This is a genomic window from Fulvivirga sp. AWR4_260, from assembly GCF_056158185.1.
Window position 1 is genome coordinate 1,468,693 of sequence record NZ_JBSWSU010000015.1, and the last position, 25,064, is coordinate 1,493,756.

General features: G+C 36.1%; 25 protein-coding genes and 1 other RNA gene. 16 read left to right on the forward strand and 10 right to left on the reverse strand.

Annotation, left to right across the window (positions count from 1 at the left end; genetic code table 11):
• The first annotated feature begins 20 nt into the window (after positions 1-20).
• The 3 genes from ACXACQ_RS12770 (at position 21) to ACXACQ_RS12780 (ending at position 1,972) form a co-directional block, all read left to right on the forward strand.
• Positions 21-743 carry a tetratricopeptide repeat protein gene (locus tag ACXACQ_RS12770; protein WP_474976334.1) on the forward strand — a complete coding sequence of 241 codons (723 nt, stop codon included), beginning with the start codon at positions 21-23 and terminating at the stop codon, positions 741-743.
• A 130-nt stretch (positions 744-873) separates the two neighbouring features.
• The gene (locus tag ACXACQ_RS12775) at positions 874-1,422 is read left to right on the forward strand and encodes an RNA polymerase sigma factor (RefSeq protein ID WP_474976335.1); all 549 of its coding nucleotides are present in this window, start codon (positions 874-876) and stop codon (positions 1,420-1,422) included.
• Positions 1,412-1,972, forward strand: a complete 561-nt coding sequence (locus tag ACXACQ_RS12780) for a hypothetical protein (protein WP_474976336.1) — start codon at positions 1,412-1,414, stop codon at positions 1,970-1,972. The genes ACXACQ_RS12775 and ACXACQ_RS12780 overlap by 11 nt, the downstream gene beginning before the upstream one ends.
• On the opposite strand, the gene ACXACQ_RS12785 is transcribed toward ACXACQ_RS12780, so the two are convergent.
• The 5 genes from ACXACQ_RS12785 to ACXACQ_RS12805 all read right to left on the reverse strand — a co-directional run bounded on the left by ACXACQ_RS12785 (position 1,973) and on the right by ACXACQ_RS12805 (position 4,356).
• Entirely contained in the window at positions 1,973-2,686 is a 714-nt protein-coding gene (locus ACXACQ_RS12785; protein WP_474976337.1) for a cell division ATP-binding protein FtsE, read from the reverse strand.
• Positions 2,687-2,701: 15 nt separating this feature from the next.
• Positions 2,702-3,358 carry a fructose-6-phosphate aldolase gene (gene fsa / locus ACXACQ_RS12790; RefSeq protein ID WP_474976338.1) on the reverse strand — a complete coding sequence of 219 codons (657 nt, stop codon included), beginning with the start codon at positions 3,356-3,358 and terminating at the stop codon, positions 2,702-2,704.
• Between the two features lie 65 nt (positions 3,359-3,423).
• Positions 3,424-3,518, reverse strand: an RNA gene (gene ffs / locus ACXACQ_RS12795) — signal recognition particle sRNA small type.
• A gap of 79 nt (positions 3,519-3,597) precedes the next feature.
• Entirely contained in the window at positions 3,598-3,846 is a 249-nt protein-coding gene (locus ACXACQ_RS12800) for a hypothetical protein (RefSeq protein ID WP_474976339.1), read from the reverse strand.
• A 24-nt stretch (positions 3,847-3,870) separates the two neighbouring features.
• Entirely contained in the window at positions 3,871-4,356 is a 486-nt protein-coding gene (locus ACXACQ_RS12805; protein WP_474976340.1) for a hypothetical protein, read from the reverse strand.
• A 267-nt stretch (positions 4,357-4,623) separates the two neighbouring features.
• Between ACXACQ_RS12805 and ACXACQ_RS12810 the strand changes: the two genes are divergently transcribed.
• The 12 genes from ACXACQ_RS12810 (at position 4,624) to ACXACQ_RS12865 (ending at position 17,444) form a co-directional block, all read left to right on the forward strand.
• Entirely contained in the window at positions 4,624-6,705 is a 2,082-nt protein-coding gene (locus tag ACXACQ_RS12810; protein ID WP_474976341.1) for a M13 family metallopeptidase, read from the forward strand.
• A gap of 244 nt (positions 6,706-6,949) precedes the next feature.
• On the forward strand, positions 6,950-8,353 hold the full coding sequence (locus tag ACXACQ_RS12815; protein ID WP_474976342.1) for an anthranilate synthase component I family protein: 1,404 nt from the start codon (positions 6,950-6,952) through the stop codon (positions 8,351-8,353).
• Between the two features lie 9 nt (positions 8,354-8,362).
• The gene (locus ACXACQ_RS12820; protein ID WP_474976343.1) at positions 8,363-8,935 is read left to right on the forward strand and encodes an anthranilate synthase component II; all 573 of its coding nucleotides are present in this window, start codon (positions 8,363-8,365) and stop codon (positions 8,933-8,935) included.
• 36 nt (positions 8,936-8,971) lie between these two features.
• Positions 8,972-9,982 carry an anthranilate phosphoribosyltransferase gene (gene trpD / locus ACXACQ_RS12825; RefSeq protein ID WP_474976344.1) on the forward strand — a complete coding sequence of 337 codons (1,011 nt, stop codon included), beginning with the start codon at positions 8,972-8,974 and terminating at the stop codon, positions 9,980-9,982.
• Positions 9,983-9,985: 3 nt separating this feature from the next.
• Positions 9,986-10,801 carry an indole-3-glycerol phosphate synthase TrpC gene (gene trpC / locus ACXACQ_RS12830; RefSeq protein ID WP_474976345.1) on the forward strand — a complete coding sequence of 272 codons (816 nt, stop codon included), beginning with the start codon at positions 9,986-9,988 and terminating at the stop codon, positions 10,799-10,801.
• Positions 10,788-11,432, forward strand: a complete 645-nt coding sequence (locus tag ACXACQ_RS12835) for a phosphoribosylanthranilate isomerase (protein ID WP_474976346.1) — start codon at positions 10,788-10,790, stop codon at positions 11,430-11,432. Before trpC ends, ACXACQ_RS12835 begins: the two co-directional genes overlap by 14 nt.
• The gene (gene trpB / locus ACXACQ_RS12840; protein WP_474976347.1) at positions 11,417-12,598 is read left to right on the forward strand and encodes a tryptophan synthase subunit beta; all 1,182 of its coding nucleotides are present in this window, start codon (positions 11,417-11,419) and stop codon (positions 12,596-12,598) included. The genes ACXACQ_RS12835 and trpB overlap by 16 nt, the downstream gene beginning before the upstream one ends.
• 44 nt (positions 12,599-12,642) lie before the next feature.
• Positions 12,643-13,428, forward strand: coding sequence for a tryptophan synthase subunit alpha (trpA, locus tag ACXACQ_RS12845; RefSeq protein WP_474976348.1), 786 nt, complete (start codon positions 12,643-12,645; stop codon positions 13,426-13,428).
• Between the two features lie 4 nt (positions 13,429-13,432).
• Complete coding sequence (gene aroF / locus ACXACQ_RS12850) at positions 13,433-14,443, forward strand: 3-deoxy-7-phosphoheptulonate synthase (RefSeq protein ID WP_474976349.1); 1,011 nt, start codon at positions 13,433-13,435, stop codon at positions 14,441-14,443.
• A 225-nt stretch (positions 14,444-14,668) separates the two neighbouring features.
• Entirely contained in the window at positions 14,669-15,448 is a 780-nt protein-coding gene (locus ACXACQ_RS12855) for a phenylalanine 4-monooxygenase (protein ID WP_474976350.1), read from the forward strand.
• Positions 15,445-16,593 carry a pyridoxal phosphate-dependent aminotransferase gene (locus ACXACQ_RS12860; RefSeq protein WP_474976351.1) on the forward strand — a complete coding sequence of 383 codons (1,149 nt, stop codon included), beginning with the start codon at positions 15,445-15,447 and terminating at the stop codon, positions 16,591-16,593. The genes ACXACQ_RS12855 and ACXACQ_RS12860 overlap by 4 nt, the downstream gene beginning before the upstream one ends.
• The gene (locus ACXACQ_RS12865; RefSeq protein WP_474976352.1) at positions 16,593-17,444 is read left to right on the forward strand and encodes a prephenate dehydrogenase; all 852 of its coding nucleotides are present in this window, start codon (positions 16,593-16,595) and stop codon (positions 17,442-17,444) included. The genes ACXACQ_RS12860 and ACXACQ_RS12865 overlap by 1 nt, the downstream gene beginning before the upstream one ends.
• On the opposite strand, the gene ACXACQ_RS12870 is transcribed toward ACXACQ_RS12865, so the two are convergent.
• Both ACXACQ_RS12870 and ACXACQ_RS12875 read right to left on the reverse strand, forming a co-directional pair.
• Positions 17,437-20,712, reverse strand: a complete 3,276-nt coding sequence (locus tag ACXACQ_RS12870) for a sensor histidine kinase (protein ID WP_474976353.1) — start codon at positions 20,710-20,712, stop codon at positions 17,437-17,439. The two genes, ACXACQ_RS12865 and ACXACQ_RS12870, sit on opposite strands and share 8 nt — an antisense overlap.
• A 115-nt stretch (positions 20,713-20,827) precedes the next feature.
• Positions 20,828-21,328 (reverse strand): glycine-rich domain-containing protein, encoded by a 501-nt coding sequence (locus tag ACXACQ_RS12875; protein ID WP_474976354.1) that lies wholly within the window; start codon positions 21,326-21,328, stop codon positions 20,828-20,830.
• A 533-nt stretch (positions 21,329-21,861) separates the two neighbouring features.
• Between ACXACQ_RS12875 and ACXACQ_RS12880 the strand changes: the two genes are divergently transcribed.
• Positions 21,862-23,346 carry a dihydrolipoyl dehydrogenase family protein gene (locus ACXACQ_RS12880; RefSeq protein ID WP_474976355.1) on the forward strand — a complete coding sequence of 495 codons (1,485 nt, stop codon included), beginning with the start codon at positions 21,862-21,864 and terminating at the stop codon, positions 23,344-23,346.
• Here the strand turns inward: ACXACQ_RS12880 and ACXACQ_RS12885 are convergent.
• The 3 genes from ACXACQ_RS12885 to ACXACQ_RS12895 form a co-directional block, all read right to left on the reverse strand.
• Positions 23,338-23,811: a hypothetical protein gene (locus ACXACQ_RS12885; RefSeq protein WP_474976356.1), complete on the reverse strand. Its 474-nt coding sequence runs from the start codon at positions 23,809-23,811 to the stop codon at positions 23,338-23,340. The genes ACXACQ_RS12880 and ACXACQ_RS12885 overlap by 9 nt on opposite strands.
• Positions 23,812-23,827: 16 nt before the next feature.
• Entirely contained in the window at positions 23,828-24,538 is a 711-nt protein-coding gene (locus ACXACQ_RS12890; protein ID WP_474976357.1) for a YebC/PmpR family DNA-binding transcriptional regulator, read from the reverse strand.
• Positions 24,539-24,616: 78 nt separating this feature from the next.
• Entirely contained in the window at positions 24,617-25,033 is a 417-nt protein-coding gene (locus ACXACQ_RS12895) for a DoxX family protein (RefSeq protein WP_474976358.1), read from the reverse strand.
• Positions 25,034-25,064: the final 31 nt, after the last annotated feature.

Below are 25,064 nucleotides of genomic sequence, written 5' to 3' on the forward strand. Positions count from 1 at the left end.
TTAAACTTAAAATCAGATTCATGCATTTTATAAATAAAGTATCATTACTTTTTGTAATGACCTTGATATCAGTTTCAGTAATGGCTCAGGATAATGCTAAGCCGGCTGATAATTCTAATGTGCCTACCGCTGGTCAAGTGCTGTCTAGTCATTATGCCAGGGTATATCAAGTAGCCATAAGATATAATGATTATGATATGGCGAAAGATGCACTTTATAATCTTTATGTAGAAAACCCTCAAAACGACTCTATCTTATTTTCATTGTCGGCTATATATTTTCAAAGTAGACAATACCCATCGGCAGCCATAGCGGCCAAAGATGTGATTCAAATGAAGCCACACCATACTGGTGCGATGGAGATATTGGCTAATAGCTACGAAAACCTTGGTGTAACGGAGAAAGCATTGGACACTTATGAGTCTTTATACTTAGAAAATGATAGTTATGAAACACTTTATAAAATAGCATTTTTGCAGTATGACTTAAAGCGCTATAAAGAGAGTTTGACCAATGCGGATATATTATTAGGTAAGAAAGAGGCCGATGAACTAACTGTTGTTTATGAAAACGCAGCTAAAGAGCAGAAGGAGTATCCTATAAAAGTAGCTATCATTAATTTAAAGGGTTTGATCGCTCAGGGGCAAGGAAATAAAGCGGAAGCGAAGAAATACTTTCAAGAAGCTTTAAAGTTGGCGCCAGATTTCTTATTGGCTAAGCAAAATCTCGATGCATTGAAATAAGCATAAAAATACTTTACTGAAAGCGAGTGACTTATGAGTTACTCGCTTTTTTTGTGTCTATGAAAAAATATGTTGTAATTGTATGCAACCTATTATTTAAGCGCCTGTCATTAGTGAAAAAATATTGCTTTTGAACCATCAAGATATACATGCAGATTTAATTGAGAGTTGTTTGCGAGGCGAAAGGTACGCGCAAAATAAGGTGTATCATTTGTATTCAAAGGCGATGCTAAATGTAGCGTATAGGATTGTGAATAATCAAGATGATGCAGAGGATGTTTTACAAGATTCATTTATCAACGCTTTTAGTAAATTACATACTTATAAATCAGAGGCTACATTTGGCGCATGGTTAAAACGAATAGTCATCAATAAATCTATTAATTTTGTTAATCTCAAAAGGTTAGAAACCTCTGAAATAGGAGATGAAGTAGATATTGTTGATATGGAGGAAGAGGAGGGGAGGTTTCCGTATTCTATAGAGCAGGTAAGGCAGGCTATGAGGAAAATGCCAGACGGTTACAGGGTGGTGTTTTCGTTATATTTGATAGAAGGCTATGATCATAGTGAGATTGCATCAATTTTGAATATTACTGAGTCTACTTCAAAGTCTCAGTTTAATAGATCTAAAAAGAAAATCAGAGAAATACTAATGCAGGAGGTGAGTTATGAAGGATGAATTAGAAAAGTTTGTGATTGAAAATAGAAATGATTTTGATGATCTGGAGCCATCTAAAGATTTGTGGGGAGGTATAGAAAATAATTTATCATCTTCTAGTCGAAATACTCGTTCATGGCAGTGGTTGTGGAAAGCTGCTTCTTTAATTTTCTTTATTTCTACGGTATATCTTTTGTATAAGTTAGAGGAGAGTGGCATGTCTACCAATCAAATTGCTACAATAGAAAATAATAAAGATACCGCTGCTTACAATGAGGATTTTAAAGATGTGGAATCATTTTATTTTCAGCAGATAAGTGAAAAGCGAGATTTGATATATGATTTTGAAAGTAAAGACTTTAATGTGGATAGCGACTTTGAGGCCGATCTGCAAAAGCTAGACGCTATGTATTTGGTGTTGAAAGAGGAAATGAGTAAAAACCCAAGTAAGGAAGTGGTAGATGCTTTAATCCTTAATTTATTGGTAAGGGTGGGGATTTTGAATAAAGAGCTTGAAAAGCTAGAAGATACTAGCCTAAAAAAAGAAAAAGAGCATGAAGTAAATGCTTGATTATAGGTATTGCGTGCCTAGCTCAAAAGATTCAACTTTAGAGTCTAATAGTCTTCCGTTTTCGCATTTTAATACCCTAGACGATTGTTTTTTAACCAAGTTGTGGTCGTGTGTGGCCATCAGTACAGCGGTGCCACTTTTGTTAATGTCCTGAAACAGTTTAAAGATGCCGTTAGAAACCTCAGGGTCTAGGTTTCCGGTAGGTTCATCAGCTAGTAGAATTACAGGTTCATTGAGTAGCGCCCTAGCTATAACTATGCGTTGTTGTTCTCCACCTGATAACTGGTGAGGCATTTTTGAGGCTACTGAGCCTAATCCTACTTGAATGAGCACTTCAGTTTGTCGAGCTTTCATTTTAGAGCCTTCTTTCCATCCTGTAGCTTTCATTACAAAGTTTAAATTCTCTGCAACCGTGCGGTCAGGGAAAAGCTGAAAGTCCTGAAATATGATGCCTAACTTTCTTCTTAATAAAGGAATCTCTTTTTTCTTAATGTTTCTGATGTTGTAACCTGCAACAGAAATTTCTCCTAACCTAAGGTCCAGGTCAGCGTAAAGAGTCTTTAATAAAGATGTCTTTCCTCCTCCTGTGCGTCCAACCAGAAAAGCAAATTCTCCTTTTTCTATTTCAAAATTTACGTCAGTTAATACTGTACGATCATTTTGGAAAATGGAGGCATCTTTTACACGAATTATTGGATCTGAGGAGAAAGACATCTATAAGTATTTTTATTAACTATTAACTTTTTTGTGGTCAGCTAAGAATTTTGCCAAGCCCGCATCAGTTAACGGGTGATTAAGTAAACTTGTTATTACGTTAAGAGGGCAAGTAGCTACATCAGCGCCAATTTCTGCGCACTGAATTAAGTGCATAGTGTGTCTTACACTGGCAGCAAGTACTTGTGTAGTATAACCGTAATTGTCATAAATCTGTACAATTTGCTCTATTAGGCTAAGGCCATCATAAGCAATATCGTCTAGTCTGCCTATAAAAGGAGAAACATAAGTAGCTCCAGCTTTAGCAGCAAGTAAAGCCTGTCCGGCAGAGAAAACTAAAGTACAGTTAGTGCGAATACCTTTGTCAGATAAATATTTGATGGCTTTAACACCGTCTTTTATCATAGGTATTTTTACTACTATTTTGTCATCAATTTTAGCTAATTCTTCACCTTCTTTGATCATTTCATCGAAAGTAGTAGCTATAACTTCAGCACTCACATTGTTGTCAACTATATCACAGATAGCTTTATAATGAGCTTTTACATTTTCTTCTCCTTTAATGCCTTCTTTAGCCATTAAAGATGGGTTAGTAGTAACACCGTCCAGCACGCCAAGATCATAGGCTTCCTGAATTTCGCTTAGGTTAGCTGTGTCTATAAAAAAATTCATAAGGTATGTGTTGTTAGTTTAAGAGCGTGGAGGTTTTGTTAAAAGATTGAGGGCTTAAAACAAAAAAAGGCAAACCAAGTATCGCACCGCTACAACCGCCTACCCTTGCTACCTTCCGGTCCTGGGGGAGTTCAGCAGGAGCTGGTCGTACTGATTTGCCACTGCAAATGTAAGAGGATTTCTGTAAATCGAAAAAGATCTGCGTTTTTTTAATCATTTTTTTTGTGATAACCTCAAAATCATGCCTTCAAGCCCTTTAAATAAAGATTAAATTCTAAAGAACTTGATTCGGCAAAACCATCGTGCTCCAGATCTTCATATATATTTTCATCAAAATCTAACTTGCGCTTTTCGGTTTTACCTTCTTTAGGTATCATTAATTCTATTCCTTTATAAGTAATAGGATTTACTTGTACTAGTATAGTAAAGTCATCAAATACCCTTTTGTAATATTTATGTACCACATTTTGCATGTGGTAAAAATACATTCATTTATAATTTTGCTTATGAATTTAACAAATATTTTCTGAGGCTATTGTATTTACAGGGGAAGAAATGTCATGTGGTAGCTTAATTTTATTAATTAATTCTGATTCAAGCTTTGACGACCATGTTTTTAAATACTTAATGACATCTGACTTTATGTTGTGTCTTAATGCTCTTTCTTCAAAAGGTAAATTTTTTAGTATTGCCGGATCGGATAGTTTTTCTAAATGCTTTAGGTCATCTGTGTCAAGGCCAAATGCTAGTAATTCGCTTATTAAATCGTCCATAAGTAGGCCGCTGGTTGGACAATAGTCGTTTAGTTGCTCATTCCAATCGCCATGTTTTTGCATTGCTCGTTTGTGAATGTCTGTTTTTGAAAGCTTTGTAATTTCTTGGGCTAAGAAACCGCAGTTACAGCTACCCATGTGCCCCCATTGGTAGTTGTTGCTTTTTTGTAGCATTTGTATGGTGTTGTTAATAGCTACGATCAGTTTTTCGCTTGCTTTTGCCATGGTAAAACCTTTTTGAATAAAACAACTACAGAATTTTATAGTTCGGCAGGGTGTTGATTTTGTTATTTAGCTATTTCAGTATGAGGCAGAGAGAACATTCATTGCATTTTGAAAAAGTTAATGATAATGATTTATAATTTTAAAAGGTTAAGTGCTAATGGATTAAATCTAATTGCTTAGCTAAGAATGAAGCCGTTGATATAAATTGTGATGCTTTTTAACTAGAAATTTATAAAATTAGAGGGTTACTAAATCTTATATATTAACATGAAATTTAAGAGCTTGAATTATTCTAATGTGTTAACAGCTCTTGGTCTCGGATTAGTGATGGTAGGCTGTAATGCTCCACAAGATCACAAAGAAGAGGAGAGCCAAGAGGCGGTAGTAGGGTTGAATCTTACGAATATAGATTCTGCTGTTAATCCAGTAGATGACTTTTTCCTGTTTGTTAACGGAAAATGGATTGATAAGACTGAAATTCCAGGAGACCAAGGAGCTTGGGGGAGTTTTAATGAGTTGAGAGAAAATACGAACGAGACAGTTCTGGATGTATTGCAAAATGCAGGTAATGCAAATAAGTATAAAGCAGGATCGGATCAGAAAAAAGCGATAGATTACTATGCTATTGGTATGGATTCTTTATTAGCTGAAAAAGTTGGGTATAAGCCATTAGAGCCCATATTTGCTAGTATAGATGAGATAAAAGATGTAAAGGGCTTACAGAAATACTTGTCTAAAGAGCAGACAATGGGAGGCGGATCATTCTTTAATTTTGCGGTATTCCCAGATTTTAAAAACAGTAAGGCTATGGCTACTTACCTCGCTCAGGGTGGTTTAGGGTTGCCAGATAGAGATTATTATACAAAAACAGATAGTAAGTCTAAAGAAACCAGAGAAGCATATGTGAAACATATTGCTAGAATGCTCACTTTGGTAGGCGAGGGTGAAGAAGAAGCCGCTACGCATGCTGATAAAATCATGAAGCTGGAAACACGCTTGGCGGAAGCTTCAATGACTAATGTAGAAAGAAGAAATACTGTTGCACTTTATAATAAAAAGTCGTTAGGTGAACTAGCTAAGTTAGCTCCTGCAATTGATTGGAAACAATATTTAGGTGATATGGGTGTAGATAATGTAGATACATTAATAGTAATGCAGCCTAAATTTATAGCTGAAGTAAATAAAATTACTGAAGAAATTCCATTGGATGATATTAAAGCATATTTAAGATGGAATGTGATAAATGGTGCTTCTCCATATTTGAACAATGCTTTTGTGCAAGCTGATTTTGATTTCTACCAAAAAACATTGAAAGGTACTGATGAAATGAGAGCCAGATGGAAGAGGGTGTTAGGTTCTACTAACCGTGCACTAGGAATGGCAATTGGTAAACTTTATGTTGATGCTGTTTTTCCTCCTGAGGCTAAAGCTAAGGCTGAAGAAATGGTTGATAATATTAAATTAGCTTTCGGTGATCGTATTAAAGGGCTAGAGTGGATGTCTGACAGTGCAAAGGATAAGGCGCTAGAGAAGTTGAAGACTATGACTGTGAAGATTGGTTATCCTGAAGAATGGAGAGATTACTCAGATTTAGCAGTTACTACAGGAGAAAATGCTTCTTATTTTGAAAATGTAATGAATGCTACGGCATTTGAATTTCAATATGATATAAATAAAATAGGTAAGCCTGTAAATAAGAAAGAATGGGGAATGACTCCTCAAACAGTGAATGCTTATTTTAATCCTATGTTCAATGAAATAGTATTCCCTGCGGCTATACTTCAACCTCCGTTCTATAATTACAAAGCCGATATGGCAGTGAATTATGGTGGTATCGGAGCTGTAATAGGTCATGAAATCTCGCATTGCTTCGATGATCAAGGAAGTAGATTTGATGCTGAAGGTAACCTTAAAAACTGGTGGACTGACCAGGATGCAGAAAGCTTTAAAGCAAGAACGGGTAAGTTGATAGCCCAATATGATGGTTTTGAACCGCTTGATAGCGTACATGTAAATGGAGCATTTACTTTAGGTGAAAATATTGGTGACCTTGGTGGAATCAATGTGGCTTATGACGGTTTACAAAAACACCTTAAAGAGCACGGAGATCCAGGTTTAATAGATGGGTTTACTCCAGAGCAGAGGTTCTTTATGTCTTGGGCCACTATCTGGAGAATCAAGTATAAAGATGAAACGTTAAGGACTCAGGTGAATACTGATCCACACTCGCCAGGAATGTACAGGGCTAATGGACCTTTATCAAATATGCCAAGTTTCTATGAAGCATTTAACGTGAAGCCTGGAGATGGTATGTACAGAGATGATAGCGTACGAGTAAAGATTTGGTAATTTAATAACAGTGTAATTTTAACAGATAGAGAGAAAGTCAAAAAAAAGTTTGCTTTTAAAATTTCTCTCGTTACATTTGGTTATCGATATGAACAATACATTTTCACATAACAACGCATGGTGGTGGCACTTTACAAAAAAAGTAAGGTGAACAGCGTTATTGTGAGATTACCATAGATCTTAAATTAATTATAAAGGCTCGCTGTTCCAACAGCGGGCCTTTTTTGTTTAATACGGAATTTGAATGAAATACATTTTAAAAACCTTTTCAAAGAAATTATTAGCTGACACGTTAACCCCTGTTAGCATTTATCTGCGCTTGCGAGACAAATTTGCTAATAGCATTTTGCTAGAAAGCTCTGATTACCATGGAACTGACAATAGTTACTCCTATATATGTTGCTCTCCTTTGGCCACTTTTGAGGCTAAAAATGGTGGTTTGGAGATTAGTTATCCTGGACAGGAGCCTGAAACCAAAAAGGTAAGTAGAGAAAACTTATTGAGCGAACTAAATGAGTTTAAATCGAGCTTCAAGGTAGAAGAAACAGATCATAAATTTGTGACCAATGGCTTGTTTGGATATATGGCTTATGACAGTGTTAAGTATTTTGAAGACATTGATTTAAGACATGACAATGAAGATATTCCGGATGCCATTTACTCTATTTACAAGTATGTAATAGTGGTCAATCATTTCAAAAATGAGTTGTTCTTGTTTGAGCATTCTGTAGCAGGGCAAGAAGAAGAGAGTAACCTTCAGTATATTGAGTCTTTAATCAATATCAATAATAACCCGAAGTTTCATTTTGCTCTTTCAGGAAAAGAAAGCTCTAACTACTCAGATGAAGAGTTTCTCGAGATTCTTAAGAGTGGGAAATCTCACTGTCTTAGAGGTGATGTCTTCCAAATTGTATTAAGTAGAAGATTTCAGAATGAGTTTTCAGGAGATGAATTTAATGTGTACCGTGCATTAAGATCAATTAACCCATCACCATATCTATTTTACTTCGATTATGGTAGTTTCAAAATCTTTGGTTCTTCTCCCGAATCACAAATTGTAATCAAAGATGGTCAGGCTAGTATTTTTCCTATTGCCGGTACATTTAGAAGAACGGGTAATGATCAGGCCGATGCTGATTTGGCTAGAAAATTATTCGCTGATGAAAAGGAAAATTCAGAGCACGTGATGTTGGTTGACTTAGCCAGAAATGATCTTAGTAGAAGCTCTGAAAAAGTGAAAGTTGAGGTTTTTAAAGAGATCCAATACTACTCTCATGTAATACACTTGGTGTCAAAAGTAGTAGGCACACTAGCAGAAGATTCTATTCCATTGAAATTAGTAGCAGATACTTTTCCTGCTGGTACTTTGTCCGGTGCCCCCAAGCACAATGCCATGACATTGATAGATAAATACGAAAATAGAAGCAGAAATTACTATGGTGGCGCCATTGGTTTTATGGGCTTTAATGGAGATTTTAATCACGCCATTATGATTCGTTCTTTTCTAAGTAAGGAAAATACACTGTATTATCAGGCTGGGGCTGGCGTAGTGGCCAAATCATTGCCAGAAAGTGAGCTTCAGGAAGTGAATAATAAGTTGGCAGCACTGAGAAATGCATTAGAAGTAGCAGAAACGATTAACAAATAAGCCCCCTCCATGAAAGTATTAATTTTAGATAATTACGATTCCTTTACTTACAACTTGGTTCATATTTTACGAGAGCTGGATGAGGTAAGGACTTTAGATATTTTTAGAAACGATAAGATAGCTCTAGATAAGGTAGCTGATTATGATAAGATATTGATCTCTCCTGGTCCTGGCATACCTGAAGAAGCTGGTATTTTAAAAGAGGTGGTAAGTGAGTATGGTGCAAATAAAAGTATTCTTGGTGTTTGCCTTGGGCATCAGGGTATAGCAGAAGTGTATGGTAGTGAACTGTTCAATATGACAGAGGTGCTTCATGGAATAGCTAGTGATATATCAGTGACAAAGCCCGATGACTACCTATTTAATGGCATGCCTAATACCTTCAAAGGATGTCATTATCATAGCTGGGCAGTTAAGCCTGACAAGCTAGGGGCTGATATTGAAGTTACTGCAGTGGATGGAAAGGGGCATATTATGGCACTAACACATCGGAAGTATGATGTGAAAGGATTGCAGTTTCACCCAGAGTCTATCCTAACAGAAAATGGCAAAGTGATATTAGAAAACTGGATTAAAAATTAATAAGCTTAACGGCTTTAAAAATAACCAAACAGAACAATGAAAGATGTTTTAAACCGGCTTATTGAGCACAAATCTCTTGATAAAGAAGATTCAAAGCGGATCTTGAAAAAACTTGCATTGGGTGAATATAACCAAAGCCAGGTAGCTGCTTTTCTTACAGTTTACATGATGAGAAGTATCACTGTAGATGAGCTGGAAGGGTTTCGAGATGGTATGTTGGAGTTATGTACACCTGTTGAAATAGATGAGTATGATGCCATTGATTTATGTGGAACTGGAGGTGATGGTAAAGATACTTTTAATATATCTACGTTATCCTCTTTTGTGGTAGCGGGGGCAGGGCAGTCTGTAGCCAAACACGGTAATAACGGGGTGTCGTCAGTATGTGGGTCAAGTAACTTGTTAGCGCACTTTGGTTATGAATTTACCAATGATAAAGATGAGTTGAAGAGAAGTTTGGATGAAGCCAATATTTGTTTTTTGCATGCTCCTTTATTTCATCCAGCTATGAAAAATGTGGCGCCTATCCGTAAAGATTTAGGAGTTAAGACCTTTTTTAATATGCTAGGGCCAATGGTAAATCCTGCATTTCCGCGTAAGCAATTGGTAGGTGTCTTTAGCTTGGAGTTAGCCAGGTTGTATGGCTATCTGTATCAGAAGTCAAATAAAGATTTTGTGATTTTACATTCTCTTGATGGGTATGATGAGATATCTCTTACAGGAGATTTTAAAGTAATATCAAATGATGGCGAACGATTATTAAGTCCATCGGATATAGGCTTGGAAAAGTTAAATGCAATTGAAATTAGTGGTGGTGGTACCATTCAGGATGCTGCAAAAATATTTGAAAGTGTGCTTAGGGGAGAAGGAACTACAGCGCAGGAGAATGTGGTCATAGCCAATGCGGGAATGGCGCTATACGCTTCTAATCAAAAAGAAGGTATACAGGCTAATATTGAAAGAGCAAAAGAGTCTTTAAAATCGGGTAACGCCCTAAAGGCATTCAAGAAATTAATAAATAAGGAAAAAACTTATACAACCCATTGACATATGAATATCCTAGATGAAATAGTAGCGCATAAGCGCAAGGTAGTCGAAGACCGCAAAAGTATATTCCCAACCAGATTATTAGAGCAAAGCATATACTTTAACACTCCAGCAGTTTCTTTAAAAAAATACATTTTAAGAGAAGATAAGTCTGGAATTATTGCTGAAATAAAGAGAAAATCTCCATCAAAGGGAGATATTAATCCTAATGTTTCTATAGAAAGGACCTCCATAGGATATATGCAGGCAGGGGCTTCTGCACTATCAATATTAACTGATACGAAATTTTTCGGAGGTAAAAATGACGATTTGGTAACGGCTAGGAAGTTTAATTTTTGTCCAATTCTCAGAAAAGACTTTATAGTAGATGAGTATCAAATAATAGAGGCTAAGTCTATAGGCGCTGATGCAATTTTACTTATTGCTTCGGTGTTATCATCAGAGGAGATAGAACGACTGGGGGCATTTGCCAAATCATTAGGCTTAGAGGTGTTAATGGAAGTGCATAATGAAGAAGAGTTGAAAAGGAGCTTGTCTGATAAAATAGACTTGGTGGGAGTGAATAACCGTAATCTAGGCACTTTTGAGGTCGATATTAATACTTCAAAGAAGTTGTCCTCGTTAATTCCTTCCGAATTTGTGAAAGTGGCAGAAAGTGGCATTCATTCGCCTGACGTAATTGTTGACTTAAAGGAGCACGGCTTTCAGGGCTTCTTAATCGGTGAGCGTTTCATGTCAGGAAGTAGACCTGAAAAGGCTTGTCAGGAATTTATAGATAAATTAAGTATTCTGGAAAAAAAGCATTATGCCAAAGCTTAAGGATATAAAATTAAAAATCTGTGGATTAAGGGATAATATCAATGAAATAGTTGCTGTTAAGCCTGATTACGTAGGTTTTATTTTCTATGATAAATCACCGCGGTATGTTGGTGATGACTTTGAACCTTCTCATATAGCATCTATACCTAAAGAAATCAAAAAAATAGGTGTTTTTGTTGATGCTCCGCTAGCAGAGGTGGTGAATAAGGTGAAGAAATATGATTTGCAAATGGTGCAGTTGCATGGGTTTGAAACAGTGGAGTACTGTAAAGCGCTCAAAGCTGATGGGATTACTGTTATCAAGGTCTTTTCAGGTAATAACGAGCTTGATTGGATGGAATTTAAGGTATATGAAGAGGTGTGTGACTACTTTTTGTTTGATACACGTGCTAAGCAGTTGGGAGGGAGTGGTAAAACCTTTGATTGGTCGAGGTTGGCATCAGTACATCTCACTAAACCAATATTTTTAAGTGGCGGTATTGATCTGGAGAATGTGGAAGGTGTGGAGAAAATTGAGAATGTGCTTATTCATGCTATTGATGTGAATAGCAAGTTTGAGATTTCTCCAGGATTGAAAGACGTTACATTAGTTAAACAGTTAAAAGAAAAAATGCTATGCGATACAGTGTAGATGATAAAGGCTACTACGGAAATTTTGGTGGCGCATATATTCCTGAAATGTTATACCCTAACGTGGAGGAACTAAGAGAGAATTATCTTACAATTATTAAAGATCCTGAATTTAAGGCTGAGTATGATAAGTTGTTGAAAGACTATGTTGGAAGGCCAACACCTCTCTATAGAGCTAATAGGCTTTCTGAGCATTATGGAGCCAATATTTACCTGAAGAGGGAAGATTTGTGTCATACAGGAGCGCACAAGGTAAACAATACAGTTGGTCAAATTATTTTGGCAAAGAAGCTTGGTAAGCAAAAGATTATAGCAGAAACAGGTGCAGGCCAGCACGGAGTAGCAACTGCCACTGTTTGTGCCCTCATGGGTATGGAGTGCATTGTTTATATGGGTGAGGTGGATATGGCTAGGCAAAAGCCTAATGTAGAAAGGATGAGAATCTTGGGGGCTGAAGTTGTACCTGCGAAAAGTGGAAGCCGCACTCTTAAAGATGCTACTAATGAAGCCATGAGGCACTGGATCAGTCACCCAGTAGATACACATTATATTATAGGTTCTGTGGTAGGACCACACCCTTACCCCGATATGGTAGCACGCTTTCAAAGTGTGATTAGTGAGGAGATTAAATGGCAATTAAAAGAAGAATTAGGTACGGAATATCCTGATTATGTTTTGGCGTGTGTAGGAGGAGGAAGTAATGCTGCAGGAGCATTTTATCATTACCTCGATGAGGAGAAAGTGAAGCTTGTAGCTATTGAGGCAGCAGGGAAAGGCGTTAATAGTGGTGAATCTGCCGCTACTTCATACTTAGGTAAGCCGGGTGTTTTGCATGGAAGTAAAACACTTTTGATGCAAACCGAAGATGGTCAGGTTGTGGAACCTTACTCCATTTCTGCGGGGCTTGATTACCCAGGCATAGGTCCAATTCATGCTCACCTTTTTGAAACCGGAAGAGTGAAGTTCGAAAACGCAACAGATGAAGAAGCCATGAAGGCGGGTGTTGAGCTTAGTAAATTAGAAGGAATTATACCGGCTGTAGAGTCTGCGCATGCGCTAGCTGCTCTTAAAAAAATACAATTTAATAGTAGTGATGTTGTGGTGGTTAATTTATCGGGTAGAGGGGATAAAGATCTTGAAACATATATAAAGTGGGGACAATATTAAATGCCGGCTTTAAGATTTAGATCCTAACCACAAAAATATTTACCATGGAAACAAAAACTATTAATAGAATTAACGAACTTTTTAAAAATAAAAGTGATATTTTATCTGTGTATTATACTGCTGGATTTCCAGTGTTTGAAAATACGTTTTCAATATCGGAATATTTGGAGAAGGCAGGTGCAGATATTATTGAAATAGGAATGCCTTTTTCTGATCCGGTTGCGGATGGACCTACCATTCAGGAAAGTAATAAAAAGGCTCTGGATAACGGGATGACCATCAAGTTGCTTTTTGAGCAATTAGCAGATATCAGAAGTAAAGTGACCATTCCTATTATTTTAATGGGATACATCAACCCTGTAATACAGTATGGAGTAGAGAAGTTTTGTGAAGAATGCTCTAAAGTAGGTGTTGATGGCTTAATACTTCCCGATTTGCCAATGGCAGAATATTTAGAGTCTTATAAGGAGACTTTTGAGAAATACGGATTGAAAAATATATTCTTAATAACACCCCAGACTTCAGAAGCGAGAATTAGGGAGATAGATGCGAAAACTGATGGGTTTATTTATATGGTATCATCGGCAAGCACTACCGGAGCCAAAGGAGATTTTACTGAACAACAAAGAGCGTATTTTGAAAGAGTAAATGAGATGAAATTGAGTAATCCAACACTCATTGGATTTGGAATCTCTAATAAAAGTACTTTCAGTGAGGCGTGTAAGTATAGCAATGGAGCCATTATAGGAAGTGCATTTATTAAGCATTTGGACAATGAACCACTGTCTCAGGAGAGTATATCTGCTTTTGTAAAGAATATTAAAGGGTGAAAATATGATAATTCAATTAGAAAAAAATCTGTCAGATGACAGAAGGCAAAATATAATAAAGAAGGTAAACGACCTTAAATATAAAACAACTGAAGTTACTACTCAAAAGGGGGAGTATGTGGTAGGTATTGGTAAAGCGGATTTTGATATCCGTGAGGTGGGTAATATACCCGGTATTGCTGATATCCATATCGTATCAGATGATTTTAAGCTTGTATCTAAAAAGTGGAAGGTTAAACCTACTACCATAGATTTAGGTAATGGTGTGGTTATAGAAGAGGGGGGTATGGCCCTTATGGCTGGGCCATGTTCTATAGAAGGAGAGGAACAGATTAAGAAAACTATAGATCACCTTAAGGCTAATAATGTAAAGATTATGCGTGGAGGTGTGTACAAACCACGTAGCTCTCCATATTCTTTTAGAGGCTTGGGGATAGATGGCTTAAAGATTTGGTACAAATTAGCCAAAGAGGCAGGTATAAAAATAATAACAGAAGTAATGCAGGTTTCTCAAATTGAGGAAATGTATGACTATGTAGATGTTTATCAAGTGGGAGCAAGAAATACTCAAAATTTCAACTTGTTGGATGAACTTGGTAAAGTAGATAAACCTGTTTTAATAAAAAGGGGCATTTCAGGAACCATTGATGAGTTGTTGGGATCTGCTGAGTATGTTTTCTCAGCCGGTAATGAAAACTTAATGCTTTGCGAAAGGGGAATTAGGACTTATGAGAAGGCCAGTAGAAATACCATGGATATCAATGCCATTGCTATACTCAAGGAAAAATCACATTTACCTGTAATAGCAGATCCTTCTCATGGTATAGGACTTAGAGATCACGTAGAGCCTGTAGCGCTGGCATGTATTATGGCTGGAGCCGATGGGGTAATATATGAAACGCATCAAGTGCCAGAGGAGGCATGGTCTGATGGTCAACAAACTTTAAGCTTTGAAGAAAGCGAGAGATTGATCTATAAAATGAGAAAGTTATTTGATCTACGAGAAAGTTTTTAAATGAATTCTTTTGAATCATTAAATTTAGTTTTAGCTTTACGAGCGTAATGAAAAACATGAACAGCAAATATTATTATTACTACTATTACCGAATGACTTCCTTCGGAGTAGGAGAGCTATGTTCATGATAAGCTAAGAAATAATCAAATGAATATATGAAGCCTGATTCCGAAAAGAATCAGGCTTTTTTATTTTAATACAATTCTAATTTAACCTGTTAAGAAAATGAAAACTAATACAGAAATGCCAAAGAGAATGATTCCTACGCTGCAAGATATGAAACAAGTGTATGATCAGTATACTGATGAAGATCAGAAAGTATGGCAGATTCTTTATGACAGGCAAATTGTAAACTTACCAAAAGCTGCTACTAAGGAGTTTATGGTGGGGTTAGATAAGATCAACTTTACTAGTGAGCAAATTCCTAATTTCGAAGAAACTAATGCGATTTTAAAACAGGAAACGGACTGGGAATTAGTAGCGGTAGAAGGTATTGTTGATGATAAGTTGTTTTTTGACTTGATGTCTAATAGGAAGTTTCCGGCTACTACATGGTTGAGAAAGATGGAAGAGCTTGACTATTTAGAGGAGCCAGATATGTTTCATGATGTTTTTGCGCATGTGCCCTTATTGGCTAATCAAGCGTTTGTGAACTTCTTAGAGGAGCTGAGTAAGATAGGAAGAGGGTACGCTGGAGATGCAGAAGCTATTGAATTACTGAGTAGAATTTACTGGTTTACAGTGGAGTTTGGGTTGATTAGAGAAAATGGAGAATTAAGAATTTATGGTGCGGGTATTTTAAGCTCTGCCGGAGAAACAAAATTTTCTATCAGTAACGAACCAGAGCACTTTGAATATAATGTAGATAAAATATTGGATACTCCTTACAGAAAGGATGCTTTTCAGGAAAAATACTTTATCATTGAATCTTACGAGCAACTTTACAACTCGCTTGACGAAGTGAAGGAGTTGTTAGCTAAAAAACTAGAAGCTATAAAAAAATGATTATATCTCCTGCAGACCGCCTAGGACAGGTCAAAGAATATTATTTTTCAAAGAAATTGGCTCAAGTGAGGCAAATGCAAAAGGAAGGTAAGGATGTGTTAAACCTAGCTATAGGTAGTCCTGATCTTCCTCCCGCTGATAGTGTAATTGAATCTGCATGTGAAGCAATCAGACAGCCTCAAAACCACGGTTATCAGTCATATGCTGGTATACCTGAGCTGAAAGAGGCTATGTCTAGGTGGATGAATCGGACCTATGAAGTGCAATTAAACTCAGAAAGTGAAATATTGCCTTTGATAGGCTCTAAGGAGGGGATTACGCACATTTCTTTGGCTTTTCTTAATCCAGGAGATCAAGTTTTGGTGCCTGAACTTTGTTACCCTGCTTATGGCGCGGTGGCAGAAATGTGCGGGGCTGAAGTTATAAGATTCCCCTTGAAGGAAAATGAGGCATGGGAGCCTGATTGGGAGTTTTTAGAGAATCTTGATTATAGTAAAGTAAAGTTACTGTGGCTTAATTATCCGCATATGCCTACGGGGCAGCCTGCAGCTAAAGGTGTTTTAGAGCGCTTTGTTCGTTTGGCCACGAATAATAGGGTGTTATTGTGCCATGATAATCCATACAGCCTGATTTTACCTTCTGCAAAACCTCAAAGTATATTTAGTGTGGAAGGAGCTAAAGATGTAGCTATTGAATTGAGTTCAATGAGTAAATCTTTTAATATGGCAGGATGGAGAATGGGTTGGGTAGCAGGAGCAAGTGACTATATTCAAAATATTTTGCGGATTAAAAGTAATGTTGATTCAGGAATGTTTAAACCACTTATGCTTGCTGCAGTTGAAGCGTTGAGTTTAGGTGATGATTGGTATAGAGCTATTAATGAGGTGTACAAGAGTAGGAGGGGTAAGGTGCTTCAAATAATGGATAAGCTAAAGTGTGTTTATGATTCTTCACAACAAGGCATGTTCATATGGGCTAAAGTGCCTGATGGTATGGATGCAGAAACGTTAGTGGAATCTTTGCTTCACGAAAAGCACATTTTTATAACTCCAGGCTTTATATTCGGAGATAAGGGGAAAAGTTATGTGCGTATTTCTCTTTGTAGTGATGTTTCAATGTATGATAAAGCATTAAGTAGATTATAATGAAAATAGCATTAGTAGGAGTAGGCTTAATTGGCGGTTCTTTCGCTTTAGGTATAAAAAGAAGGCGGTTGGATGTTGAGGTGATTGGTGTAGATAAAAATGAGCAAAACCTTATAAGGGCTAAGGAATTAAATATTATAGATCGTTCTCTCAAATTGGCGGAGGCGGTGGAGGTGGCTGATGTAGTATTGCTTGCGGTGCCTGTTAATGTGGTAGAGGTAGTATTGAAGGAGGTGCTCGATCAGTCAATTGACGGTCAATTAATTGTTGATTTTGGGTCTACAAAAGAATCTATTTGTAATGCAGTTGTAGATCATCCTAAGAGGGGGAATTATGTTTCTGCTCACCCAATGGCAGGTACTGAATATTCTGGACCTGATGCAGCTTTTGCTACATTATTTGAAGACAAAATCATGATCCTATGTCAGCAAGAGATGTCAGGAGATGAGCAGTTACAGTTATTTCATGAATTGTGTAAAAATTTAGCGATGAACGTAGTTGAGATGTCACCTAAAGACCATGATCTTCATATTGCGTACGTCAGTCATTTGAGTCATGTGTCTTCATTTGCCTTGAGTACTACTGTGTTAAAGAAGGAAGAGGATGAGGCGAGGATTTTTGCAATGGCAGGTTCTGGGTTTGCTTCTACGGTACGTTTAGCCAAAAGCTCTCCAGCCATGTGGGGGCCTATTTTTAACCAAAACAAGAAGAATGTTTTACAAGCGTTAGGTGCCTATATTGATGAATTAAATGCGTTTAAAAATGCCTTGGAAGAATCGGATGATGAGGCTGTTGATGATTTCATGGCCAATGCAAACCGAATTAGGCCTATCATTGATGGGATTAACTAGTTTCCAACTCCTTGCTTTCTAAAGGAATTGTTATTATGAATTCGGTGAACTTATTTACTATGCTTTTTGCTGCTATTTTACCTCCTATTGGTTGTAGCGCAAGTTGAGTTAAATATAAGCCTAGCCCACTTCCTTTTGAGTTGTCAGATGCTTTGAAAAACATATGATAAATCTTAGTCATATATTCAGGCTCTATGCCTTGTCCAGTATCTTTAATTTTAATGGATAAAGATTTTTGGTTCTTTTCTACGGTTACAGAGATGTAATGAACTTCCTGACTCGGCCTCCTGAACCAGATGGCATTTTCTAAAATATTTAATACTGCCACTCCTAGTCGGTAAGCGTCTGATTTAAAGGTGAGGTTGTCTTGAATATCGAAGCTATATTTTATAATAGCTCCTTCTTCTAAATGTTTTATCTGGTCTCTGATGCTACTTAAAAATGGAGCGAATTCTATAAGTTCCAATTTTACATCTTCATTCATAAGATCATGAACTTGAGTGAGCTTCATTAACAGCGAATTCATATGATTGGCCGTAACATCAATCAGGTCTATGTACTTTTTGCTTTGAGCATCGGGTAATTCAAGCTTTGCTAATGCACTAAGCCCACTTATTCTGGTAAGGGGGCCTTTTAAATCATGAGACGCTCTATAAATGAAATGATCGAGCTCTTGATATGTATTTTGAAGCTCATCTAGGGTGGTTTTGATTTTTTCAGTCCTTATTTCCACCTCTTTTTCTAAATGGTTATTCAGTTCTTGTAGAGCCATATTGGCCTTTAAGGTCTCTTTTTGAGCTTTGTTTAAAGCTAGGTTTTTGCCCTGTATATCATCTCTTTGGTGTTTTATTTGTTCAAACTGGTGTTGTAATAGGTTTTTTTGTTGTTCTATTTCCTTTTTCTGATTCAGTACTTCGTATGTCCTGTCTGCTACTATAAGTTTTAATCTTCGTCTTTGGGCCCTAACTCTAAAGGTGTAGGCGAGCACAATCATCCATAGAAGAGCACTTATAAGTATAATGAAACCAATGTAAGCCCATATAGTGCGGTACCATGGTGGTGTGATTTTAAACTTATAGATAGCTGCTTTGCTTTCGGTACCGTATATGTTTTTTGCTTTTACTCTAAAGGTGTAACTTCCTGGTGATAGGTTGTTGTATTCCTTTTTCTGTTCAATGCTCCATTGCGACCACTTTTCATCATTATTTTCAAGGAAATAACTATAAGTTGTTCTTTGAGGTTCTTCGTAAAATGCAGCACTGAATTCAAAGCTTATATTATTATTGCTGTAGGTTAGCTCAGGGATGAAGTTATCTGTTTGGTTGAAGGTTATTCTAGCTAAAGAAGAAGTGTCAGTATTGTCATAGTAGTATCCATTAAATATAGTTGAATCACCGCTGTTTACTTGGTTGATGAAAGAATTAAAGGGTATATTATAATCCTTTTTTATATCCAAGTCAAAACTAAACAAGGCATCGTTGCTGCTAAACCATATTAGGTCTTCATGAGGGTAAATTACATTATAGGTAGTAGGAGGAAGTCTATTGAATGGCGTCTTGATTTTGGTGTATTTTGCTCCTTCTTTTTTAAATTCAATTATTTCATACTCCCTATTTGCACCTATAGCAGAAATGAATATGTTATTATTCTTGTCAATTCTTGCGTTTTTTATGTCTAGGTCTTCTTTTAATAGTAAGGTGTCTTTAAAAAACGAATTTTTGGTTTCATCATAACTAAAGAAACCTCTCGAGCAAGCAAATAATAGCTTGTTAGAAAGGTTAAGTATCTTGATGTCATTTACATCTGGTAAATTAGATCTTTGATCATATTTTCTAATTTTGGGAGTTTCAGTTTTTAGGTCTGTGATCTTGTATAGTCCGTCAAATTTAATGCTTACCCAAATTTCATCATATTTGAATTCTATGGAGGTAAAATGAGGAGAGGCTAAAGGGATGAACTTTTCAGTAATGATGTTAAACTCATTGTCTACCTGCAATAGACTAATGCCTTTGTTGTGTCCAACAGCCATAATATTGTCTTTGCAATTAACAAAACTGACTCCTACATAGTCTCCAATCTCTTTTAGCTTATCTTTTTTGTCAATAGTAAAGAGGCCAATACCAGAGCCCACTATCAGTTGTTCTTTATAAGTGCAGAGAGACCATACAGTTGTTTTTAGAGAATCGACAGGATGAATGGATCTGTTGTTGTAGCTAAAAAGGCCTTCGGATGTGCCTATATATAGTGACTCATCTAATTTTCTCAAAGTAAGTATAGTGGATGTTGCATTAAAGATTTTGCTGTGTAATTTTATTGGAGAAGATAATTCAGTAAATGAGATGCCATCTTGGGTGGCAACCCATAGATTGTTCATCTTATCAATTAAAACATCTTTAACCATATTACTAGGTAGGCCTTTGTTTTTTTTAAATTGACTAAGAATTTTAAAGTTGTTGTCCGAAAAATAAATGCCATTGCCTAAACTGGATACTAGTATTTGACCATCGATCTGTTTAGGTAAATAATGCACAGAGTTGATTAAGGTTTTTTTGTCTGGAAATGAGGATTTTATGAGCGTTGTTTTGGAGTTACTATATCTGTATATCGAGTTCTTTACTGTTCCTATTAATAATTGATTTGCTGCTTCCTGCTTAATCCAAGTTATTTTTTCATCTGCAAGAACTTTAGTCTTAGGTAGCAATTTTAATGTATCATCTTTAATTTGAAATATACCTTCGTTTTGCTTAGTGGTGAAAAGTGAGTTTTTTCCCTCAAATAAAAACTTGTATGGATTTTCGTTAGAAAACCATGGGGTAACAGTGTTGTTACTGTATTTGATGATGACTTTTGGAGAGTAAAAGTATATGGTGTTGCCGAGATTATAAGTTTTGAAAAATGCCCCTAGGTCAATGTCTTTTAGTGAATTAGGTTTTAGAGATTTAAAAGAGAGATTACCTGTGGAATCTACTTTCATGTAGCCAAAATCATCTTTAGATCCAATGAAAATAGTTTCATTATTTATGGCAGCAGAAAAGCATATGTCATTTTTATTTGATGTATAGTATTGCCACCTATTTCCTGTTAAAGAAAGAAGTCCCTCATAATTAGCAACGTATATTTTTCCAGCTTGAGATTGAATAATTGACCAATTAGAGGGAGATGCATTATAATCTTTTGTTAAGAAAAAGTTTGAGAGGTACTCAGTTTGTGAAAAAACAGGAATGTTAATGAAAAAAATTGCAATTAATGGAGCTAACCTTTTGGTCATTACCAAGGTAATTAATCTCAGGTGTGGTAGAATTATAAAATATTTAGCATTCATTGAAGAATGCTAAATATAATGTAACTTTTTGATAAAAAAAATTAGTGTATAATGCCTCCTGTCACTGTTTCCTGATTATTTGTAAATTTTTATTAGAATATTTAATAGGGTAAGTTTGATACCACTTTATTAAGGTTTCTTCACCTAGGTGATCGTAAATTAAAGAATATTGCTTTTTTAGGGTTGCTTCCTTTTCCCTTATTAAATTTTTCTTATCAGATTTCATTCTATTCTCAATTTGTGATATCTCCTCATTAGTGGTGGGAGAGTGATGAATAAACCTGTTGAAGTGACGAATGCAAAAGTTGTAATAAATCTTTGTGTATAGAATGAATGTATGCCACATTTCATCAATCACTTTCAATGGTTGGTCTATAAACAAGTGAAAGTTTTCATCATTACTTGACTTTGCTGCAAGCCATAACCATTTCTTAGTTTCGTAAAAAATTTCTTTTGCTTCTTCTTTAGAAACATTATAACGTTTCATGAAACCCTCAATAACCAAGTGTTCTTCGTCACAGTCCAATGCTCGTTCTACATTTTCAATTAATGAATCGTTCATCTTTTTAAATATCTTAAGTTAGATAATGGTTTATTAGCTGCCTACGCAGTCATTGATGTGGCAATTCGTATGTAAGCTCACTTTATTTTGCTTGATTAGAGCGTTGATTAAAGTTTCTTTTCTTACGTCTGTCTTTGGAGTGTTACTTACTGTAGTTTTCATTTGATTTGTTTTTTAAAAGTTAATGATAGGTTAATATTAATTATTAAAATTCAATTAATCAATTAAAAAAATAAATAAATTTATACTTATTATAAAAAATATTATAATAATATATAAAACCTTGATAATTAGGAGTTTTGTGGAAATAAAACTGCTTATCTTGATAATATATTTTTATTTAACTTAATCTATCTATACTTTGAGGTGTGAATTAGTATTTTTTTAATAAATAAATAGCTATTTGTAGTTGAATAATTATGGGTTGGACAAAACGATATTTATTATGGGGTGTTAATATGTAACTCTCTCTTATAAGGTTTATTATAATTGAAGGGGATTCGTATATTTAACTATAAGTAATTTGGCTTAGTATGAGAAAATATGATTTGGTGGTTATTGGGGCGGGGCCTTCTGGTTATGCTGCTGCCATGAGAGCAATAGATTTTAAGAAAAAGGTTTTACTAATTGAAAAAAGTGCTATAGGTGGGGCTGGAGTTACTAACGGAGCTTTGTCTTCTAAAACATGGTGGGAGATAGCTAGAGATATGCGCAAATTTCATAGTAACCTTAGGAAATTTAATATGGATATTCCAGAAATAGATTTTCAGGATATTAGGAGAGAGGTAGTAAATGCGGTGGAAGAGCGTAAGAGTATGCTTTTTGATCATATGAATCTTTTAAATAGTACTTATTTTGCTGATTTACTTTCTTATGAACAAGGGAAGGCTCAACTGCTCAGTGAGAATGAGGTGGAGATTTTTAAGGATAATGGAGAGCTAGAGGTAGTTTGGGGTGATTACATTATTTTGGCTACTGGTAGTAAGCCCAGAAAATTACCTGATATACCTGTAGATGAGGAACATATTCTTACTAGTGATGGAATAGAAAAATTAGAGCACTTTCCTGAAAGTATGGTTATTGTAGGTGCTGGGGTTATAGGCTGTGAGTACGCCACTATATTTTCAGGTTTTGGAAAAACCAAAGTACACCTAATAGATAAAGGTGACAGAATACTTCCTTTTGAAGATCATGACGTGGTGCAGGTGATTGAAAGGAATATGGAGAATAATGGTATTCATATTCATAGGAGCTCTCAGTTGATAAGAATTGAAGTGGTTAGAGGTAGGGTGGAGTACGAACTAGAATATACTGACGGATCTAAAGAGGTGTTTAATGTTGAGAAGGCTTTGGTTTCGGTGGGTAGGGAGGCTAATTATAAAAATTTGTGGACTCCTAATGTAAACATAAAACACAATGGAAGAGGTATAGAAGATGATGATACACAGACTAGTGTTTCTAATATTTATGCTGTAGGAGATGTAACCGCAGATATTGCTTTGGTTAATGTAGGTGAGCTTGAAGGGCGATATGCGGTGGAGAAAATTTTTGGGAAACCTTCCAGAAAGTTGATTTATGAAAATATTTCAACTATCATGTTTCTCAATCCGGAGGTAGCAGGAGTAGGTTTTAATGAAAATCAGGCCAGACGAAAGTCTATAGACTATAAAGTGGTTACTTTAGATTATCAGTGCATACCAAGAGCGATAGCTAAAAGAAATACACAAGGGTTTATTAAGCTACTGGTTACTAACGATGCTGACATGAAAATACTAGGTATGCGAGTAGTGGGTAATCAGGCATCAAGTGCTATTCAAGCTGTAGCGTTGCTGATAAGTATGGATAAGGGTGTGGAGGAGCTGGCTGAATGTGTTCATCCTCATCCATCGATCACCGAAGGTATTCAGGAGTGCGTGAGGATGCTAATGGGGAAATCATTGTTTAAGCCAGAGGCTTTAAAAGGGCACCTTTCTGCAAGGATACATGCTAATGGTTGTTATGAAGATATTTTATTTTGAATTTCTAATCATATCTTCTTCTTCTCTACTCAATAGTAAATCTTCTGTTATTTTAGTGGCAGAAGGCCTATGTGCGTAAAGTAAAAGTGCAACCACCGGAATAATAGCTAAAATAATGTTAATGCCTAAAATTAACGCCACTGCACAGCTAATCATGCCTGGGATTTCATAACAGACATTCCTAACTACTACAGCTATAAAGTATTTTTTAAGCTTATTTTCTAAAGAGCCGCTGGCACTTTTGGTCATTTGCCTAAATAGTATTTTACTAATTGGCAAAGCCAGCAGGGTAATTATAAAAGGCAAATAAAGCATGTAGTCTATAGGTTCACCGGGGGCTATGCTGTTTTTATTGTTATTCAACATCAATACTACCAGTGAAAAGAAAAGTAGGGGTACCGAAATACCCCAATGTATAATTCTTATTGCTGATAAACGTTTTGCTATTTTGCTGCTCTCAGACATTTGTTGATATTATTAATTAGCCAATATTGGTGAATACAGCTTGAACATCGTCATCGTCTTCTATTTTATCAAGCATTTTCTCAATTTCTTCCATTTGCTCTTCTGTAAATTCTACAGGAGTAGTTGGAAAACGCTCGAGCGTAGCTTTCGAAACTTCGATATTTAAATCTTCCAAAGCTTTAGAAATAGTGCCGAAGTTGGTATAATCTCCGTATACAAAAACCTTATCGTCTTTTTCTTCTATTTCCTCCATGCCAGCGTCTATTAACTCTAGTTCTAGCTCTTCTACATCCATGCCTTCAGTTTTTTCAAATTCAAAAACGGCATTTCTGTTGAACATAAACTCTAACGAACCAGTAGGTACTAGTCCCCCGCCTGCTTTGTTGAAGTAAGATTTTACGTTAGCAACAGTTCTGGTAGTATTGTCTGTAGCACATTCCACAAAAACCAAAACGCCATGAGGGCCCTTCCCTTCATAGTTTACTTCTACATACTCGTCAGCATCCTTTCCGTCTGCTCTTTTAATAGCAGCTTCGATGTTGTCTTTAGGCATGTTCTCCGCCTTAGCATTTTGGATAGCCGTTCTTAACTTGGCATTCATCTCAGGATCAGTACCACCCTCTTTTGCCGCTACGGTAATTGCTTTGGCTAATTTTGGAAATAATTTGGACATTTTGTCCCAGCGCTTTTCTTTGGCCGCTCTTCGGTATTCGAAAGCTCTTCCCATAATTATTTATGTTTTTTTGATATCTATGAATACAATATTGGATCGCAAATTTAGCTAAATTCCACTATTTATAAAGTATTACCTTTTTTCAATTATCTTATCTATTGAAAACTTTCCGCTACCAAGAATAAGCAAGTTGAAGTAAATTAGTGCATAAAGTAGTGGGAATTCTTGTTTTCCAAATGCGTCATTAGCATGAATGATGAATATTGCAACAAGCATAGTGATTATTAACGGGATGACAGCTAGCCTAGTACCAAGCCCTAAGATTATAAGTATAGAGCAAATAACTTCTGCAAATACTGCTAACACCAGTGAAGTGGTTGCGCCTAATCCCATCCAATCAAAAAATTGTATTTCTCCACCACTTAGTAATGTTTGAAGTTTAGGTAGGCCATGTGTAAGCATAAGTGTGCCAATGGTGATACGTAGCACCAGTAGCCACAAGTGAGTAGAAGAGGAATGTGTTCCAGTCTTAAAAATGCTATTTTTCATAAAAAGTAGTTTAAGAGGGATTTCTCCCTCA

Excerpts from the sequence above, each read along its gene's own strand:
- ACXACQ_RS12770 (WP_474976334.1), top strand. The coding sequence starts at position 21 with ATGCATTTTATAAATAAAGTATCATTACTTTTTGTAATGACCTTGATA.
- ACXACQ_RS12780 (WP_474976336.1), top strand. The coding sequence starts at position 1,412 with ATGAAGGATGAATTAGAAAAGTTTGTGATTGAAAATAGAAATGATTTT.
- ACXACQ_RS12785 (WP_474976337.1), bottom strand. The coding sequence starts at position 2,686 with ATGTCTTTCTCCTCAGATCCAATAATTCGTGTAAAAGATGCCTCCATT.
- fsa (WP_474976338.1), bottom strand. The coding sequence starts at position 3,358 with ATGAATTTTTTTATAGACACAGCTAACCTAAGCGAAATTCAGGAAGCC.
- ACXACQ_RS12800 (WP_474976339.1), bottom strand. The coding sequence starts at position 3,846 with ATGTATTTTTACCACATGCAAAATGTGGTACATAAATATTACAAAAGG.
- ACXACQ_RS12805 (WP_474976340.1), bottom strand. The coding sequence starts at position 4,356 with ATGGCAAAAGCAAGCGAAAAACTGATCGTAGCTATTAACAACACCATA.
- ACXACQ_RS12810 (WP_474976341.1), top strand. The coding sequence starts at position 4,624 with ATGAAATTTAAGAGCTTGAATTATTCTAATGTGTTAACAGCTCTTGGT.
- ACXACQ_RS12815 (WP_474976342.1), top strand. The coding sequence starts at position 6,950 with ATGAAATACATTTTAAAAACCTTTTCAAAGAAATTATTAGCTGACACG.
- ACXACQ_RS12820 (WP_474976343.1), top strand. The coding sequence starts at position 8,363 with ATGAAAGTATTAATTTTAGATAATTACGATTCCTTTACTTACAACTTG.
- trpD (WP_474976344.1), top strand. The coding sequence starts at position 8,972 with ATGAAAGATGTTTTAAACCGGCTTATTGAGCACAAATCTCTTGATAAA.
- trpC (WP_474976345.1), top strand. The coding sequence starts at position 9,986 with ATGAATATCCTAGATGAAATAGTAGCGCATAAGCGCAAGGTAGTCGAA.
- ACXACQ_RS12835 (WP_474976346.1), top strand. The coding sequence starts at position 10,788 with ATGCCAAAGCTTAAGGATATAAAATTAAAAATCTGTGGATTAAGGGAT.
- trpB (WP_474976347.1), top strand. The coding sequence starts at position 11,417 with ATGCGATACAGTGTAGATGATAAAGGCTACTACGGAAATTTTGGTGGC.
- trpA (WP_474976348.1), top strand. The coding sequence starts at position 12,643 with ATGGAAACAAAAACTATTAATAGAATTAACGAACTTTTTAAAAATAAA.
- aroF (WP_474976349.1), top strand. The coding sequence starts at position 13,433 with ATGATAATTCAATTAGAAAAAAATCTGTCAGATGACAGAAGGCAAAAT.
- ACXACQ_RS12855 (WP_474976350.1), top strand. The coding sequence starts at position 14,669 with ATGAAAACTAATACAGAAATGCCAAAGAGAATGATTCCTACGCTGCAA.
- ACXACQ_RS12860 (WP_474976351.1), top strand. The coding sequence starts at position 15,445 with ATGATTATATCTCCTGCAGACCGCCTAGGACAGGTCAAAGAATATTAT.
- ACXACQ_RS12865 (WP_474976352.1), top strand. The coding sequence starts at position 16,593 with ATGAAAATAGCATTAGTAGGAGTAGGCTTAATTGGCGGTTCTTTCGCT.
- ACXACQ_RS12870 (WP_474976353.1), bottom strand. The coding sequence starts at position 20,712 with ATGACCAAAAGGTTAGCTCCATTAATTGCAATTTTTTTCATTAACATT.
- ACXACQ_RS12875 (WP_474976354.1), bottom strand. The coding sequence starts at position 21,328 with ATGAACGATTCATTAATTGAAAATGTAGAACGAGCATTGGACTGTGAC.
- ACXACQ_RS12880 (WP_474976355.1), top strand. The coding sequence starts at position 21,862 with ATGAGAAAATATGATTTGGTGGTTATTGGGGCGGGGCCTTCTGGTTAT.
- ACXACQ_RS12885 (WP_474976356.1), bottom strand. The coding sequence starts at position 23,811 with ATGTCTGAGAGCAGCAAAATAGCAAAACGTTTATCAGCAATAAGAATT.
- ACXACQ_RS12890 (WP_474976357.1), bottom strand. The coding sequence starts at position 24,538 with ATGGGAAGAGCTTTCGAATACCGAAGAGCGGCCAAAGAAAAGCGCTGG.
- ACXACQ_RS12895 (WP_474976358.1), bottom strand. The coding sequence starts at position 25,033 with ATGAAAAATAGCATTTTTAAGACTGGAACACATTCCTCTTCTACTCAC.